Source organism: Adlercreutzia wanghongyangiae, assembly GCF_035989245.1.
Lineage (GTDB): Bacteria > Actinomycetota > Coriobacteriia > Coriobacteriales > Eggerthellaceae > Adlercreutzia > Adlercreutzia wanghongyangiae.
In genome coordinates this window covers 50,538-66,663 of record NZ_JAYMFF010000006.1, presented here as the reverse complement: position 1 = coordinate 66,663, position 16,126 = coordinate 50,538, and the positions used below count along the sequence as shown (strand labels likewise).

Genomic DNA, 16,126 nt, shown 5'->3' with positions numbered 1-16,126 from the left:
ATTGGCTGGCGCCTTCCTGCTTGAAGATGCCGGTCGCGGTCGTCGATGTAATCGATTAGGCGCTTCGGCGCACTTCGGCCAGATAGGCGTTGGCGCTGCGGGGAAACTCGCGGTTGAACGCGTCCTTCAGCAGGCGCTTGCCGGCCGCACCTGCGGGCACGGCCGCGCTCTCGGTGAGGAAGCCGTCTTCTGCGAGTGTCCAGCCTTCGCCGTCATCGTCCCTCTTGAGCGTGAGGAAGCGGTCCTTTTTGAACGTGAGCAGGGTCAGCGATTGCAATCCCTTGTCGGCCCGGGCGTTGAAGAGCTTCGCCTGCGCTTGCTTCACGGGAACGAGTTTCACCGCATGCCTCCTTCTCGCCGTTGGCCTGCGCCGTCTGCGCTTGCGCGCTCCTGCATTGCCGTTTGCAGCTGCGTTGCCGTTGCGGTGTCGCCGGTGCTCGCGTTGTCGTCGGTGGTTGCGACGGCTCCGGTGGTTGCGACGGCTCTGGTGCTTGCCGTCGGTTGCTGTGGCGACGCAGTTTCTTCGGGGCCATTCTATGCTGCGACCCTCGGGTCTGGCGTGTCCTTCTGCCGGTTTTGGCCGAACTGTTAAGCGGGGAGCGCTTTCTGTATGGGCATGCGCGCGGAGAATGCGGGACTGTCGAGCAGCGCACGAGCGGCCGTAGCCGGCAAGTCTCACGAGTCGGCTGACGACCCGCACGAGATCGGGAGCTGTTTTCGTGTAGCTTGTAAATCGTCTCTGGCGGCTCATGGGCCATGGCCTGCTGCGCGGCGCCGATTGTGCATGATGGTCTGCGAAGTGGGTTTCAGGTGGTCACAAATGACAAGATGTATAGGCGATTTCACGCATGGGGCGAAGGAATTGGTCGCAAATCCCTGGATTTATATGAACATGGCACGGATTTGGGGCTGCTGCGCGGCGGCTCTTCTTTCGGAAGAAAACTGACCTGGGGAAACGTTGTCCAATGACTCGTCGTTTCTCCTTGATACGCCCCGGGTCCTTCCCTGGCCTTATACATCGTGGCATTTCTGACCAAAATCACTCGAGAGCGGCGTAAAACTCATATACATCCTCATACTTGTGTCCGCTGCGTGCGGACGGCAGCCGGAGCCAGCAGCAAGATGCTTGCGGCCAGGGCGGCTAACTCGTTGGGTTGAGCGGTGATGTAGGTGGCGGGGAAGGTGCCCGTGGCGAGCACGGCTGGCGCGAAGCACACAGCGTCGTACAGGCCGTGCAGCGCGACGGCGATTGCCAGGCCGCTCGCGCGCACGTGGTCGCGCGGCGCGGCGACGGAAGCCATGACGAGGCCGAACGCGAGCGCCTGGGCGAACTTGAGGCCGAGCGAGAGCGCAGCCGCCGCCATGTCCGGTGCGGCTTCCGCGGAGCTGAGGCCGATGGGCAGCGCATGGGGCAGCGCGAACAGGAGCGCGCTCGCGAGAAGCGCGCGGGTGTGTGGCAGCGCGCGCAGCAGGGCCCGCAGCAGCACGCCGCGGAACACAAGCTCCTCTACCAGGGCGGTGAGCGCCGCCGTGCCCGCGAGAAGGGCGAGCCGGTGCCCGATGAGGGCTGGCGTAAGGGGAGCGGCGTCGGCGCCTGCGGCTCCAGGGACGGCGGGGCCGACGGCGCCACTGCCCAGCGCAGTGAGGGCGGCGCCTGCGGCTGCCGAAAGCAGAAGGCAGATGGCGGTCAGCGGAAGGCGGTGAGTCAGAACGCCTGCGTGGGAGTTGCCTGCGGGAGAGGGGGCGCTGGGCACATCGGCTGTGCCGATTGCGGAAGCAACGGTGGTGGGAGATGGAGCTTCGGCGCTCGTTGGGGCGGCAGCTACCGCCGATTCCGATGCGGCCTTTCGCTCTTCCACATGCGCCTCCTGCCCGTTCTCCGTTTCCCACAGCATAGCAGAACGGTTGAGCTTACGCGGCGTCCCTTGACCCTGACGCTGCGTAAGGGGGTATCGTGGTATTGTGAGATGACGGGGTGGCCGCGGCGTGCGGCACCTCCGACAGGGCATTGCGACGAAGGGAGTGCGTCATGGGCGAGGGCCGCCGGGCAACGTATACCACCAAGCAGCTGGCCGATCTGGCCCAGGTCAGTCCGCGCACGCTGCGCTACTACGATCAGCGTGGCTTGTTGGTTCCGCGGCGCGGCGCGGCCGGCTACCGGGTGTATGGCGCGGCGGAGGTCAAGCGCCTTCAGCATATTCTCTTGCTGCGGTCCTGCGGGATGTCGCTCGACGCCATCGCCCGGGTGCTCGACGGGGCGCCGTGCGATCTGGCGGCCGTGCTGGCCGATCATCTCGGGGCGTTGCGCCGGCAAAGCGTCCAGGTGGAAAGATCGATCGCGATTGTGCAGAAGGCGATCGCTGGATTGAAGGAGTTCGAGACCATGAGCGATACCCAGAAGTTCGAGCAGCTGAAGCAGCGCTCGGTGGAGCAGTTCGAAGCGGAGTACGGCGCCGAGGCGCGCGAGCGCTACGGGGAGGACGTCATCGACGCGGCCAACGACCGATTCCTGGATCTGAGCCAGGAGGAATGGGACGAGAAGGAGGTCCTCGAGCAGCGCATCAAAGATGAGCTTCCCCGCGTGATGGCCGCGGGCGACCCCGCGTCCGATGACGCCCGCGCGTTGGCCGCCCTGCACGCCCGTTGGATTCAGATGCACTGGCCCGCGGGCAGCTACACCCCCGAGGCGCACCGCGCCCTGGCTCAGGGCTATACGGCCGACCCGCGCTTTACGGCCTACTACGACGGCGCGGCAGGCGAGGGTGCCACGGCCTTCCTCGTCGCCGTCATCGAAGCGTGTATCTAGCGCGTAGAATGGCCGACGGGCGACGTTGAGCGGCCAGGACCGGGGTGCGGAGCGTCGCCCGGTCCTGGCTGTTGCGCACGTTAGCGGTTTCGCACCGTAAGCGTGCTCTCGTTGCCTGCGCGGCTGATATGCCACTCAGTGGCGGCCACGGCCTCGGACAGGGCGGCGTCGTGGGTGACGAGCACGAGCGCCCCGGGGAAGGATTCCAGCAGCTCCTGCAGGGCCAAAATGGAGCCGATATCCAGGTGGTTCGTCGGCTCGTCCAGCACGAGGAGGGCCGGCTCGCGCAGAAGTTCGCCGGCCAGCACGATCTTCCGCAGCTCGCCGGGGCTGATGTCGTGGCCGTCCAGCAGCTTGTCGGGGTCGGTGTTCATGCTGCCCACGAGCGAGAGGATGCGGCCCCGCAGGGCGCGGTCGCTGTCGTGCAGCATGGCCAGGGCTCGCTCGCGCAGGGCCGGCCCCACCTCCTGCGGGAGGTACGCCGCGGGTACCGAGGACGGCACCTCCTCGAGCAGGCGGCCCGTAAGCACGCTCTTCCCGGCTCCGTTGCGGCCCGTCAGGGCAATGCGGTCGCGCGAGCCCACCCACAGCTCGGGCACGTGCAGGCAAAAGTCGCCTCGTCGCAGCGTCTCCGCCGGCAGATGCGCCACGGTGGGAATGCGCGCTACGGCACCGTAGCGGTGCAGGCTCGCGGTGTAGCGCTTCTCGGTGCGCGTGCTCGCGAGACGTTCGGAGGCGCGGGCGAGCCGGCGGTCCATGGTGGCCGACAGCTTACCCGCCACGCCGTCCTTGCCGCTTACGATGGCGCGGCCGATCCTCTCTCGTCCGTCGCTGTCGCGGGCATCCAGCTGCGCCCGGCTTCGCTTGCCGGCGGCCCGTGAGGCCTCCTCGCCGCGCCGCTGCGCCTCGGCGGCAAGGCGCCCCACCTCGCGGCGGGCGTTCTCGCGGCGGCGCGCCCGGGCCGCCCTCTCGCCAGCCAGTGCCGCCTCCACCTGGGAGAAGCCGCCCGGATGCAGGCTCGCCCGGCCGCCGTTCACCACCACGCACTGGGCGGCCAGTCGGTCGAGCAGCGCGCGGTCGTGGGATATCAGAAGCCCGATGCCGCCGAACAGCTCCAGCGCGCAGGCCACCGCCTCGCAGGCGGGGGCGTCCAGGTCGTTGGTGGGTTCGTCCATCACCAGCACGTCGGGCTCCTGCCACAGCGCGCAGGCCACCTGCACGCGCTTGCGCTGGCCGCCGGAAAGCTCGTCGTAGGCGTAGAGCCACTCCTCCTCCAGCGCCAGCGCTTCGCGCAGCCGCCGCGCCGCGCGGCCCCAATCGGCCGCGAAATCGTACAGCGTATCGGGCGCGGCGGAGGAGTCCTGGGCGCAGTAGGCTGCGAACAGGCGCGGCCCCACCGATCCGGCATCGGGGGCCAGATCGCCCGTGGCCAGGTGAGCGAGCGTGCTCTTGCCCGCGCCATTGTCGCCGATGACACCCGTCCATCCTTGGGGAAGCGTGAGCGTGATGTCGTCCACAGCGGCGAGCGCTGCACCGGGATAGGTGTAGCTGATATGGGATAGATTCAGTTGCATGGCGGCCTCCTGGGAACGGGGCCGCGCTGATGGGGCGCATGCAATGCGCGCACGGAATGCGAGGAGGGGAAGGGCATGGCAGCAGCACCGCGTCAGCGCGACCGGAATAACGTTGCGGTCGTGGGCGGGTGCCCGTATCGGGCGCTGCTAGTGCTTCATGAACCTCTCCCGTCGAAGGGCGCCGCTTGGCATATGGGCCGCGCCGGAACAATTCCCGAGCATTGTAGCACCCTCCCCGCGTCCGCGGAAGGGCTGCGCGTCGCGCGGTCATCGGAAAGGCACCGGGCGAGCCGGCTTGCCAGTGGCCGTCCGCCTAGAGCTGCGCTTCGGCGACAACGCGGCCGCCTTCCAACTCACGCAAGGTGAACACGCCGTCTTCGTACACGGCGAAGCTGGCACTGCCGTCTTTGGGGATGGAGGGGGAACCGGGGTTCACGTACAGGATTCCGTCGCGCTCATCGAGCGTCTTTGCGTGGGTGTGGCCCGACAGCAGGGCCGCTCGCGCACCGAGTGCTGGATGTTCATCGGGTGAGAGCACGTGCCCGTGGGTGCAGAACAGCGTGCGCGGACCGTCCACAACGACTGCGGAGGTGTCGCGGCAGGGGAAGTTAAGCACCATCTGGTCGACCTCGGCATCGCAGTTGCCGCGCACGGCGGTGATGGGCCATGGCGCCTCGTTCAGCATCACGGCCACGGCGGCCGGGTCGTAACCAGCGGGCAGGGCGTTGCGCGGGCCGTGGTACAGCAGGTCGCCCAGCAGCACCAGCCGGTCGGGCTGCTCGCGTCGGGCATGGTCCAACAGGGAGCGGCACGCCGGGGCGCAGCCGTGGATATCCGAGGCGATGATGAGTTTCATAGGCGCTCCTTCGTGGGCACGGGAACGGGCGGTTTTCGCCAGTATAGGGGAGGGGGTCGCACCGCGCTTCGAAAAGCCGCCGTCGATGCGATCGCTCGGTGGAAAGGGGCGTCCCCGCGCGGCTGCGGCTATTCCGCGTCGGCTGCCGCTTGGACGTCTTCGGTCGTTTCCGCCTGCCGCGCCTCGGCCAGCAGCAGATCGACCATGCGACCGTAGCTGCGGGTGCCATCGGTCTGCTGGTTTGCCTTCAAGTAGGCGTTGTTAGCGGCGTTGGACACCTCGGCCACCGGCCCTTCGAACTGCTTCAGATAGGCCGCCCGCGCGCGACGGTCGGCGCGTACGGCGTCCGATAGCGTGTCGTTCACGGCCAGGGCCGCATCGCGATCGGCACCGATAAGGGCCGACAGCGCGTAGTCGTAGGCGAGCGAGTAGCCGCTGTAGCGCGTAAGGGGATCGGCGGCGTCCTTACAGGCGAGATAACCGATGAAATTCGCCTCATCCTCGCGCATGAAGCCGCACTGATGGGCCAGCTCGTGACCCATGGTGGCCGGAATGGTGAAAAACGGGCCGTCTTTGTTGATGTTCGATTCCACGGTGAAGGGGAAGTACATGCCGGCGATGTCGGCGTAGCTCATCAGTTCCGAGAAGATCACGGGCTTCGGCCGCGAGTACAGCGGGCGGTCGAGCGCCGGGTACGTCTCGGCGAGCGCTTTCATGTTCGTTACGGCTTCCTTGGCGTAGGTTTCGAAGCCACCGCGCGCGGTGGCATACTCGTCGGCCTCGGCGGCCAGGGCCTCGTCGGCGGCGGTGGGCGTGGTCGCGTCTGCAGCTGCGGGTGCGGCGGCCTCCACCTCGGCCCGGGCGTCGTTCATATGCGCGGCTAGGTTCTCGCAAAGGGACACAAGCTCCTCGGTGGTGGATTCCCGCAGCTCGAACCCCGCATCCTCGGCGAACGTGTGCCGATAGTAGTTCAACCCGCACATCAGCGCGAAGATGCAGTAGCCTGCGGAGACGACGGCGAGCATGGTAGACGCCGCGCGCCAGAGCACGAACCGACGTTTTCCGCGCCCGCGCACCAGAGCTATCGCGTAGAACACGAGCCAGCCCGCACAGAACGCAAGTGCCGCCACGACCACCCATTGGGCCACCGACCACGACACCAGCGACGGTAGAAATCCCCAGATCGACGACAGCCACGGGTACACGCCGCGCGAGAACCACGTCTCAGTGAGTCCGGGATTCGCCTGTGCCGCCCACGTCAGCGCCAACGCCGCAACCCCCGGTACCGCAAACCACAGCCGCTTCAGCCGATATGTCTCTGCTTTTTCCATAGGCACATTATGGCAGACAAGGGAGTTTTGTGTACCGGAGCGGGTCAGGCGTTTCCCAGTCGATTTCATGGCAGTGGCCGGGAATTGCGTGGGTAGTCAGTGGCTGGGAATTGCGTGGATAATTGCGAAAGCGTATGGCCCATGGTCGCAAATGACACGATGTATATGCGCTTCGAGGCTTCCGAAGCACTTTTTGGTCGCAAAACGCATGATGTATATGGCGCATGCCCCGCAGGTTGTGAGGGGTCGATGCACTTTCGTTCAAAACAGCTCGAAAAACATAGACATCGTTGTGTATCTGGCCACCGAAGAGCCTTGCGGCCGCAAGAGCGTTCTCGCTTTCTTAGACATCGTGCCTTTTGTGGCCAAAAAATCCCCAAGGGGGTTTGATTTCCCTAGACATCATACCTTTTGCGACCAACAGACTCGCAACCCTCGCAATACCCAAGGAACTCGCAAGGTTAACAATACTCCAGGGTCGCTTGGGGCACGCCCGGGCTCGCGTGGCGGTCGGCTGGGCAATGGAGAAACAGCCGGGGCGGTATAGGCTCGCGCTTCGAAGGGTTTGGGCCGCCCGACGGGCAATTTGGAAATGGTCGGGACGACAGGATTCGAACCTGCGACATCCTGCTCCCAAAGCAGGCGCGCTACCAGACTGCGCCACGTCCCGACGGCCATAGACAAAGCCGCAGCAGCACAGATGCGCGGCAATTTGGCGATTATAGCAGAGCGATGCACCGCGTGGGGTGCTTTTTGTCTTCGCGGTCACTTCTGCGGGCTACGCGTGGGCCTTTGCGGCGCGCGAAGACCTTCGAAACGACGTGCAAGGGCTCGTAGCCGGTTGCGCGATCGTGGGCGAACTCCTAGCAAACCGCTCATCAAAAATAAAGACCTTTAGGCTCAGCTTTAATTGACAATACGGTGTCAGCTTGCTTCCGCCCTGGCAAACAAACAAGCGTTTCGAGGTTGTTTCGGCGGGGGAATGCGAAGGTGGATGCAGTCAAACACAACAGACCTGCACCACGGCTTGGGGCGAGGCACTCAAGGCGCGCAAGATCATGTGTGGCTGGCGAAAAGTTTCTATCCACCCCAAGATAGGAGAGCTTTATGCAAGGAGTAAACGTCAAGAGTGAGATTGGCAACCTGAAGAAGGTCATCTTGCATCGCCCCGGCGACGAGCTGCTGAACCTCACCCCGAACACCCTGGAGGAGCTGCTGTTCGACGACATCCCGTTCCTCCCGGTTGCCCAGGAAGAGCACGATGCCTTCGCGAAGATTCTGCGCGATGAGGGCGTCGAAGTGGTGTACCTCGAGGATCTGATGGCCGAGGTTCTGGACGCCAAGCCCGAGTTGCGCAAGCAGTTCCTCGATCAGTGGATCTACGAGGCCGGTATCCGCACCGACATGTACCACGACATCATCACCGACTACATCGAGAGCAACTACCCGGGCAACAAGGAAATGGTCATGAAGACCATGGCCGGCATCAACCTGCAGGAGCTGCCGCAGAAGGACACGCACCTGCTGGTGGACATGGTGTCCGACCGCTGCAAGCTGGTGTGCGCCCCCATGCCGAACCTGTACTTCACCCGCGACCCGTTCGCGATGATCGGCAACGGCGTGTCCATCAACCGCATGTACAGCCAGACGCGTAACCGCGAGACCATCTACGGCGACTACATCTTCAAGAATCACCCCGACTTCGTGGGCACCCCCGAGTACTACAGCCGCGACGACACCTTCCATATCGAGGGCGGCGACATCCTGAACATCAACGAGCACGTGCTGGCCATCGGCATCTCCCAGCGCACCGAGCCCGACGCCATCGACCACATCGCCTCCAACATCTTCAACGATGAGACGAGCAAGGTGGACACCATCCTGGCGTTCAACATCCCGGTGAGCCGCGCGTTCATGCACCTGGACACCGTGTTCACGCAGATCGATCGCGACAAGTTCACCATCCATCCCGGCATCATGGGCCCGCTGACCGTGTTCGAGATCACCCCCGACGGCAAGGGCGGCACCAAGATCCGCGAGCGCAACGAGGACTTGGAGTCGGTGCTGTCCGAGTATGTCGGCGAGAAGGTCACGCTCATCCCCTGCGGCGGCGGCGACCGCATCGCGGCCGAGCGCGAGCAGTGGAACGACGGCAGCAACACCCTGTGCGTGCGCCCCGGCACCGTGGTGGTGTACCAGCGCAACAACGTCACCAACGACGTGCTGTACAAGAACGGCATCAACTGCCTAGTCATGCCGTCCGCCGAGCTGTCCCGCGGCCGCGGCGGCCCGCGCTGCATGTCCATGCCGGCCTGGCGCGAGGCCCTGTAGTCCGCGTCGTGCCCGCTGCGGCATAAAGCAAGTCACGGGCGGCCGGCACAAGCTCGGCCGCCCCATCCCCGGCAACAGGCGTTCTGCCCGCTGCCCCTACCGAAAGGAAATACTATGCCCGTGAATCTTTCTGGCCAGTCCTACCTGCGCCTTCTCGATTTCACTACCGATCAGATCGACTACCTGCTGAAGCTCTCCAAGAACTTCAAGGACCTCAAGCGCACCGGCACCCCGCACCGCTACCTGGAGGGCAAGAACATCGTTCTGCTGTTCCAGAAGACCTCCACGCGCACCCGCTGCGCCTTCGAGGTCGGCGCCATGGACCTCGGCATGGGCGTGACCTACCTGGATCCCGGCAGCTCCCAGATGGGCAAGAAGGAGTCCATCGAGGACACCGCCCGCGTGCTCGGCCGCTTCTACGACGGCATCGAGTTCCGCGGCTTCGACCAGGCCGATGTGGAAGAGCTCGCCGACAAGGCCGGCGTGCCGGTGTGGAACGGCCTGACCGACATGTGGCATCCCACCCAGATGCTCGCCGACGCGCTGACCGTGCAGGAGAACTTCAACTACGACATCAAGGGCCTGAAGTTCGTGTTCTTCGGCGACCTGAAGAACAACATGGGCCGCTCGCTCATGGTCATGTGCGCGAAGCTGGGCATGAACTTCGTCGGCTGCGGTCCGAAGGACTGCTGGATGGACGAGGACCTCATCAAGACCTGCGAGCAGATCGCCGCTGAGAACGGCTGCACTGTGAAGTGCACCGAGGACGTGAAGGAAGCTGCCACCGACGCCGACGTCATCTACACCGACGTGTGGGTGTCCATGGGCGAGCCCGACGAGGTGTGGGAGCAGCGCATCAAGCAGCTGTCGCCCTACCGCGTGACCACCGAGATCATGGCCATGGCCAAGCCCACCGCCATCTTCCTGCACTGCCTGCCGGCCTTCCACGACACCAACACCACCACCGGCGCCGACATCGCGAAGCGCTTCGGCGTGACCGAGATGGAAGTGGAGGACGCGGTGTTCGAGTCGAAGCAGTCGAAGGTGTTCGACGAGGCCGAGAACCGCATGCACACCATCAAGGCCGTCATGTACGCCACGCTGCAGTAACCGCATACGCGCAGCACATACTTTGATGCCTCGGGGCCGTGCGGAATCGGGAGGGATAGCCGCACGGCCCCTGGTGTTTCTGTCAGACACTCGACAAAGGAGGGATAACCATGGCAGCTGCTGAGAAGGGCAAGAAGAAGAGGGCGCCGCTCTCGTCGTTTACCATCTTGCTGATCATCCTGGTAGTTCTCGCTGTTATCACTGTCATCATGTCCGCATGCGGCGTGGAAGGCGTACAGGGCGCCACCTTGTCCCAGGTGCTTACGGCCCCCGTGTTCGGCTTCCAGGACGCCATCGGCGTGTGCCTGTTCGTTATGATCTTGGGCGGATTTCTCGGCATTATCACCGAGACCGGCGCGCTGGATGCCGGCATTGCGGCCCTTGTTCACAAGCTGAAGGGCAACGAGCTGGTGCTCATTCCCATTCTGATGTTCATCTTCTCCATCGGCGGTACCACCTACGGCATGTGCGAGGAGACGGTTCCGTTCTACCTGCTGTTGGCCGCAACCATGGTGGCCGCGGGCTTCGACAGCCTGACCGGCGCGGCCGTGGTGCTTCTGGGCGCCGGCTGCGGTGTTCTGGGCTCCACGGTGAACCCGTTTGCCGTGGGCGTGGCCGTTGACGCGCTTTCCGGCATCGGCATCGCGGTGAACCAGGCCATCATCATCGTGCTCGGCCTGATCCTGTGGATCATCACCCTGGCCATATCCATCGTGTTCGTCATGCGCTACGCCAAGAAGGTGAAGGACGACAAGGGCTCCACCTTCCTGTCGCTGCAGGAGCAGCAGGCCATGATGGACGAGTGGGGTATGAAGGAGTCCGAGACCGAGGGCGCCGACAACGACGCCGCCGCCAACCCGAAGATGACCGGCCGCCAGAAGTGGTCGCTCATCGTGTTCGCACTCACCTTCGTCATCATGATCGTGTCGTTCATTCCCTGGGCCGACCTGGGCGTGACCATCTTCGACGCTGGCGCCACCACCGAGGAAGTGACCACGGTCGTCACCGGCGACGAGCTCACGGCCGCCTATGACGAGGCCAACGGCACCACGACGGTTCTGGCCGAGCCGATCGAGGCCACCTCGGTGTCCGAGGAGGAAGTGACCCCCGCGTGGTCGAGCTTCCTCACGGGTGTGCCGCTGGGCAGCTGGTACTTCGACGAGGCCTCCACCTGGTTCCTGCTGATGGCGCTGGTCATCGGCATCATCGGCGGCGTGTCCGAGAGCCGCTTCGTGAAGGCCTTCATCAACGGCGCCGCCGACATGATGTCGGTCGTGCTGATCATCGCGCTGGCCCGCTCCATCACCGTGCTCATGGCCAAGACCGGCCTGGACATGTGGATCCTGAACAACGCCGCGGCGGCCCTCACGGGCATGTCGGCGATCGTCTTCGCGCCCCTGTCGTTTTTGCTCTACATCGTGCTGTCGTTCCTCATTCCGTCGTCGTCGGGCATGGCCACCGTGTCCATCCCGATTCTCGGCGGCCTGGCGCATCAGCTGAACTTCTCGGTCGAGACCATGGTCATGATCTACTCCGCCGGCAACGGTCTTGTGAACCTGTTCACCCCGACCTCCGGCGCCATCATGGGCGGTCTGGCCCTGGCCAAGGTGGAGTACTCCACCTGGCTGAAGTTCGGCGCCAAGCTGTTCGTGGTCTTGGGCGTCGTATGCATCGTCATCCTGACCGCGGCCATGGTGATTCTGTCCTAGGCATCGCGGCCTGACATTTTGTGCGGATGCGCAGTTTTATCGGCGCCTCCGTTCGCAGAAGTACCCGGGCATCGCGCTCGGGTACTTCTGTGTTTTCCTGCGGTTTCATGGTATTATGGCGGCTTATAGACGCGGGCAGGTACGGCACAGCCTGCCAGCGAGAAGAAAGCTGGCTCACAGAAGAGGAAGAAAGAGCAATGGAAATTCGTGAATCCCTCGAAGCGATCATCGACGCCGCTTTGGAGGCGGCCCGTGCCGACGGCTCCCTGGAGCTGACGGAGACCCCGGAAGCCGCCCTGGAGCGACCGCGCGACGAGGCCAACGGCGACTGGGCCTCCACCGTCGCCATGCGCTGCGCGAAGCTCGCCCGCAAGAACCCCCGCGAGGTGGCCCAGATCATCGTGGACCACATTCCCGCCAACGACATGATCGCCGCCGTGGAGATCGCCGGTCCGGGCTTCATCAACATCCGCCTGTCGGATGCGGTGCTGCAGGACGTGGTACGCGAGGTGCGCGAGGAGGCCGAGAACTTCGGTCGCGGTACCATCCCCGAGGGCGAGCGCTACGTGAACTTGGAATACGTGTCGGCTAACCCCACCGGTCCCTTCCACGTGGGCCACGGCCGCTGGGCGTCGCTGGGCGATGCCATGGCGCGCGTCATGCGCCACGGCGGCTACGACGTGTACGAGGAGTACTACATCAACGACCACGGCAACCAGATGGACGTGTTCGGCAACTCCGTGAGCGTGCGCTACCAGCAGCTGCTCGGCCGCGACGTGGAGATGCCCGAGGCCTGCTACGGCGGCGCCTATGTGAAGGACATCGCCCAGGAGATCATCGACCGCGACGGCGACAAGTGGCTGAACGTGTCCGACGAGGAGCGCGTGGATGCCTTCCGCGAGATGGCCTACGAGCAGACCCTCGCCAACCAGAAGGCCGTGCTCGCCGGTTTCGGCACCACCTTCGACAAGTGGTTCTCCGAGCGCTCGCTGTACGTCGAGGACGAGAACGGCCAGAGTGCTGTGTCCCGCTCGCTGGACGCCATGCGCGAGAAGGGCTATCTGTACGAGAAGGACGGCGCCCTGTGGTTCCGCTCCACCGATCTGGGCGACGACAAGGACCGCGTGCTCATCAAGGGCGACGGCGAGGCCACCTACTTCATGTCGGACGTGGCCTACCACTACGACAAGATGATGCGCGGCTTCGATCACCTGATCGATCTGTGGGGCGCCGATCACCACGGCTACATCAAGCGCTGCGAGTGCATGCTGGAGGCCTGGGGCTGGCCGGGCGCGCTGGAGGTGCAGCTGGGGCAGTTGGTGAACCTGTTCCGCGACGGTAAGGCCGTGCGCATGTCCAAGCGCACCGGCGAGATGGTCACCTTCGAGGAGCTCATCGAGGAGGTGGGTGTGGACGCCACGCGCTACCTGATGCTGTCGCGCTCGGCCGACCAGCCCATCGACTTCGACATCGAGGTGGCGAAGAAGAAGGACGCCTCGAACCCGGTGTACTATGTGCAGTACGCCCACGCGCGCATCTGCTCCATCCTGCGCAAGGCGGCCGACCCGGCCGACGCCGCGGCCGCCGAGACCGGCGAGGTGGCCATGGACGTGCTGGCGAAGAAGATCGTTCCCGAGAACTGCGACCTCTCGCCGCTGACGCATCCCTCCGAGCTTGCCCTCATGCGCAAGATGGCCGACTTCGGCAATCTCATCGCGCTGGCGGCCCGCGACCGCGCGCCGTTCCGCCTGACGCACTACGCCCAGGACCTGGCGGCGCTGTTCCATCAGTTCTACACCAACTGCCACGTGCTCACCGACGACGCCGACGTGCAGACGGCCCGTCTGGCCCTGTGCGATGCCACCCGCATCGTGCTGGCGCTGAGCCTGAATTTGCTGGGCGTTTCCGCTCCGGTGAAGATGTAGGTTTGGCGAGCACGGCGCACTTGCGCTAGAATAGCTGGCGCACTTCATGGGGCTGTAGCTCAACGGTGGAGCAGGGGACTCATAATCCCTTGGTTCTCGGTTCGAATCCGGGCGGCCCTACCACGAAATGAGAAGACCCCGCTGTTACAGCGGGGTCTTTTTGCGTTCGGGGGGGCTCCGCTTGCGGGCGGGCTGAAGCCCGCCCCTACGGAACTTGCGGGCGGGCTGAAGCCCGCCCCTGCGGAAAGGCTGGCGGTCGCTGGGGCGGCGAAGCGCTTTGATGCACCCGAGGACCCCGTAGGGGCGACCTTCAGGTCGCCCGTGAATGCGAGAGGCGCGGGCTGTGAAGGCTCGTGGCTTTCGGGTTCCTACGGGTTGCAGCGCTTGCAGGGGTCGTAGCCCTGGTTGACGATGTTCTCGCGGGTGTCCTTCACGTCCTGGCGGTTGGCATCCTTCATCTGCTTCACCGACGAGCAGCTGGGTACATGGAACTTCTTCGAGTTGGTGTTCAGCACGTATTCTGCGGTGCCCTTGCCGGTATCGGCGCTCGCATCGGCCGACGATGCGGCTGCGTTGCCGGCGGACGCTTCGGGAGCACCCGACACGTCGGGCAGGGGAGTGCCCTCGATGGTGCCGTCGAGGTGGTTGTCGCCGGTGGCGTAATCGATGGTCACGCCCGGCTGCACGTTGTAGCAGAACACGTTGAAGCTCACGCCGTCGCCGCCGTCTTCCACCGACTCCGCCATCATGCATACGCCGCGGGCCACCAGCTCGTCGCCTTCGAACAACGGCACAACGGCCATGAGCACGTGGTTGCCCGTGGCCTGCACGTAGTCGGCCACGGCGTTCTCGAAGGGCAGCATGCCCTCGATGTTCAGGTAGCGCGTGCCCGTGATGAGATTGGCGGTGTTGGCGTTCTCGCCCGTCAGCTGGAAACCGAGCAGATGGCAGCGGTTGTAGAGGTACTTTCCGTCCACGAACTCGTATTTGGCCATCTGCCAGCCCGTGGGCTTCACCTCGCCGATGCTGCCGCGCTCCTCGGTGGGCATAGTCTCGGCGCCTACGACTGCGAAGGTGCCGGTGCAACGCCCGAGGTCGTCCAGCTCTCCGTAGAACTCGGTGCCCGGTGCGGATGCGCGCTGGTCGTCGGTGAAAACGGGCTCGCCGTCGTTCACGTAAACATAGGGATTGCCGTCGTAGGCGGGAATGGCGGCCAGATCGACCGTCGGCGCCTCCACCGTCGGCTCGGGGGGCGCGTCGGGCGTCTCGGCTTCCGCAGGCGCGCTGCTCGCGGGAGCATCGGGGGCGGGAGCAGCTTGCTCAACGCTGCCAGTATCGGCCAACTCGGTGGGTGTGTCGTCTGCTGCGCTGCAGCCGCCGAGGACGCAGGCGAGGACTGCGGCCGCGAATAGGGCGCTCGCGCGGCGGGTGATGCGGGACGGGATGTTCATGGGCTGCTCCTTCGGCGGGAAAACGCTTTGCGTCTACCGTAACGCGATTTACACGAACTTGTTGCGAGAAAATGGCGGCAAATTGTTCCGGTCGCTTCCGTACGATGTGGTGATATTCGGGCCGAAGGGGCGGCTCGTGCGGCCCTAAGGCGCTGTTTTGGCATAATAGACTCTCGGCCCGTCTTTGGGATAAGCGGGGATGCCGGGCCGGAAGGGCGAGGCAGGCGACTCGAGGTTGTGCCGCGGCGGTCGGCAAGGGAGGCATCATGGACGACATTTTCGCACGAACCCGACTGCTGCTCGGCGACGAGGGCCTCGCGCGGCTGGCCGCATCCCAGGTGGCCGTGTTCGGCGTGGGCGGCGTGGGCGGCTATGCCGTGGAGGCCCTTGCCCGCAGCGGAGTGGGTGCCCTGGACCTCATCGACAGCGATGTGGTGGATGCCACGAATCTGAACCGCCAGATTATCGCCGTACTGGACGCGGTGGGACGCCCCAAGGTGGAGGTGGCTGCCGAGCGCGTGCGTTCCATCAATCCGTCGTGCGCGGTGGAAACCCACCAGTGCTTCTTCCTGCCCGAGACGGCACCGCAATTCGATTTCGCGAGCTACGACTACGTGATCGACGCCGTGGATACGGTCAGCGCGAAGATCGCACTCGTTGAAGCGGCTTGCGCGACCGGCACGCCCATCGTCTCCAGCATGGGCGCGGGCAACAAGCTGGATCCTACGGCGTTTCGCGTGGCCGATATCTACGAGACCTCGGTGGATCCCCTGGCGCGTGTCATGCGCCGCGAGTTGCGTCGCCGGGGCATTCCGGCCTTGAAGGTGGTGTACTCGACCGAGCCGCCCCGGGCTGGCGCGCCCGATGCCGAGCGCGTCAAGGGCGGTGTGCGGCCAGCACCTGGCTCGGTGGCCTTCGTGCCGTCGGTGGCGGGCCTCATCCTGGGCGGGGAAGTGGTGCGCGATATTGCCGGCGGGGGAACGGCCGTCCGAGGCGTGGGAACGGCATGCGAAAAATAGTTCTTGCGCATCTG

Annotated in this window: 12 protein-coding genes and 2 tRNA genes; 7 read left to right on the top strand and 7 right to left on the bottom strand. The window is 64.9% G+C overall.

Annotated features, from left to right (window positions below; translation table 11 throughout):
• Positions 1-55: 55 nt before the first annotated feature.
• Both VIN30_RS03950 and VIN30_RS03945 read right to left on the bottom strand, forming a co-directional pair.
• Positions 56-340: a hypothetical protein gene (locus VIN30_RS03950; RefSeq protein ID WP_338209450.1), complete on the bottom strand. Its 285-nt coding sequence runs from the start codon at positions 338-340 to the stop codon at positions 56-58.
• 733 nt (positions 341-1,073) lie between these two features.
• Positions 1,074-1,859, bottom strand: a complete 786-nt coding sequence (locus VIN30_RS03945; protein WP_338209448.1) for a CPBP family glutamic-type intramembrane protease — start codon at positions 1,857-1,859, stop codon at positions 1,074-1,076.
• A gap of 116 nt (positions 1,860-1,975) precedes the next feature.
• Between VIN30_RS03945 and VIN30_RS03940 the strand changes: the two genes are divergently transcribed.
• On the top strand, positions 1,976-2,806 hold the full coding sequence (locus VIN30_RS03940) for a MerR family transcriptional regulator (protein WP_338209446.1): 831 nt from the start codon (positions 1,976-1,978) through the stop codon (positions 2,804-2,806).
• An 80-nt stretch (positions 2,807-2,886) separates the two neighbouring features.
• On the opposite strand, the gene VIN30_RS03935 is transcribed toward VIN30_RS03940, so the two are convergent.
• The 4 genes from VIN30_RS03935 to VIN30_RS03920 form a co-directional block, all read right to left on the bottom strand.
• Complete coding sequence (locus tag VIN30_RS03935; protein ID WP_338209444.1) at positions 2,887-4,380, bottom strand: ATP-binding cassette domain-containing protein; 1,494 nt, start codon at positions 4,378-4,380, stop codon at positions 2,887-2,889.
• Positions 4,381-4,693: 313 nt separating this feature from the next.
• A complete protein-coding gene (gene yfcE, locus VIN30_RS03930) occupies positions 4,694-5,236 on the bottom strand; it encodes a phosphodiesterase (protein ID WP_338209442.1) in 543 nt (180 codons plus the stop codon).
• A gap of 128 nt (positions 5,237-5,364) precedes the next feature.
• Positions 5,365-6,567 (bottom strand): DUF3810 domain-containing protein, encoded by a 1,203-nt coding sequence (locus tag VIN30_RS03925; RefSeq protein ID WP_338209440.1) that lies wholly within the window; start codon positions 6,565-6,567, stop codon positions 5,365-5,367.
• Between the two features lie 593 nt (positions 6,568-7,160).
• Positions 7,161-7,237 (bottom strand) — tRNA-Pro (locus VIN30_RS03920).
• Positions 7,238-7,674: 437 nt separating this feature from the next.
• Between VIN30_RS03920 and arcA the strand changes: the two genes are divergently transcribed.
• From arcA to VIN30_RS03895, 5 genes are all read left to right on the top strand, one after another.
• The gene (gene arcA, locus VIN30_RS03915) at positions 7,675-8,898 is read left to right on the top strand and encodes an arginine deiminase (protein WP_338209438.1); all 1,224 of its coding nucleotides are present in this window, start codon (positions 7,675-7,677) and stop codon (positions 8,896-8,898) included.
• 114 nt (positions 8,899-9,012) lie between these two features.
• Positions 9,013-10,008, top strand: coding sequence for an ornithine carbamoyltransferase (gene argF, locus VIN30_RS03910; protein ID WP_326423861.1), 996 nt, complete (start codon positions 9,013-9,015; stop codon positions 10,006-10,008).
• Positions 10,009-10,118: 110 nt separating this feature from the next.
• On the top strand, positions 10,119-11,717 hold the full coding sequence (locus VIN30_RS03905; protein WP_338209436.1) for a YfcC family protein: 1,599 nt from the start codon (positions 10,119-10,121) through the stop codon (positions 11,715-11,717).
• Positions 11,718-11,914: 197 nt separating this feature from the next.
• Positions 11,915-13,642: an arginine--tRNA ligase gene (gene argS, locus VIN30_RS03900; protein WP_338209434.1), complete on the top strand. Its 1,728-nt coding sequence runs from the start codon at positions 11,915-11,917 to the stop codon at positions 13,640-13,642.
• A gap of 48 nt (positions 13,643-13,690) precedes the next feature.
• Positions 13,691-13,765: transfer RNA gene (locus tag VIN30_RS03895), tRNA-Ile, on the top strand.
• Positions 13,766-14,010: 245 nt separating this feature from the next.
• Here VIN30_RS03895 and VIN30_RS03890 read toward each other — a convergent pair.
• Complete coding sequence (locus VIN30_RS03890) at positions 14,011-15,093, bottom strand: DNA/RNA non-specific endonuclease (RefSeq protein WP_338209432.1); 1,083 nt, start codon at positions 15,091-15,093, stop codon at positions 14,011-14,013.
• A gap of 266 nt (positions 15,094-15,359) precedes the next feature.
• Between VIN30_RS03890 and VIN30_RS03885 the strand changes: the two genes are divergently transcribed.
• A complete protein-coding gene (locus VIN30_RS03885) occupies positions 15,360-16,112 on the top strand; it encodes a tRNA threonylcarbamoyladenosine dehydratase (RefSeq protein WP_338209430.1) in 753 nt (250 codons plus the stop codon).
• Positions 16,113-16,126: the final 14 nt, after the last annotated feature.

Excerpts from the sequence above, each read along its gene's own strand:
- VIN30_RS03935 (WP_338209444.1), bottom strand. The coding sequence starts at position 4,380 with ATGCAACTGAATCTATCCCATATCAGCTACACCTATCCCGGTGCAGCG.
- argS (WP_338209434.1), top strand. The coding sequence starts at position 11,915 with ATGGAAATTCGTGAATCCCTCGAAGCGATCATCGACGCCGCTTTGGAG.
- VIN30_RS03890 (WP_338209432.1), bottom strand. The coding sequence starts at position 15,093 with ATGAACATCCCGTCCCGCATCACCCGCCGCGCGAGCGCCCTATTCGCG.
- arcA (WP_338209438.1), top strand. The coding sequence starts at position 7,675 with ATGCAAGGAGTAAACGTCAAGAGTGAGATTGGCAACCTGAAGAAGGTC.
- yfcE (WP_338209442.1), bottom strand. The coding sequence starts at position 5,236 with ATGAAACTCATCATCGCCTCGGATATCCACGGCTGCGCCCCGGCGTGC.
- VIN30_RS03905 (WP_338209436.1), top strand. The coding sequence starts at position 10,119 with ATGGCAGCTGCTGAGAAGGGCAAGAAGAAGAGGGCGCCGCTCTCGTCG.
- argF (WP_326423861.1), top strand. The coding sequence starts at position 9,013 with ATGCCCGTGAATCTTTCTGGCCAGTCCTACCTGCGCCTTCTCGATTTC.
- VIN30_RS03925 (WP_338209440.1), bottom strand. The coding sequence starts at position 6,567 with ATGGAAAAAGCAGAGACATATCGGCTGAAGCGGCTGTGGTTTGCGGTA.
- VIN30_RS03885 (WP_338209430.1), top strand. The coding sequence starts at position 15,360 with ATGGACGACATTTTCGCACGAACCCGACTGCTGCTCGGCGACGAGGGC.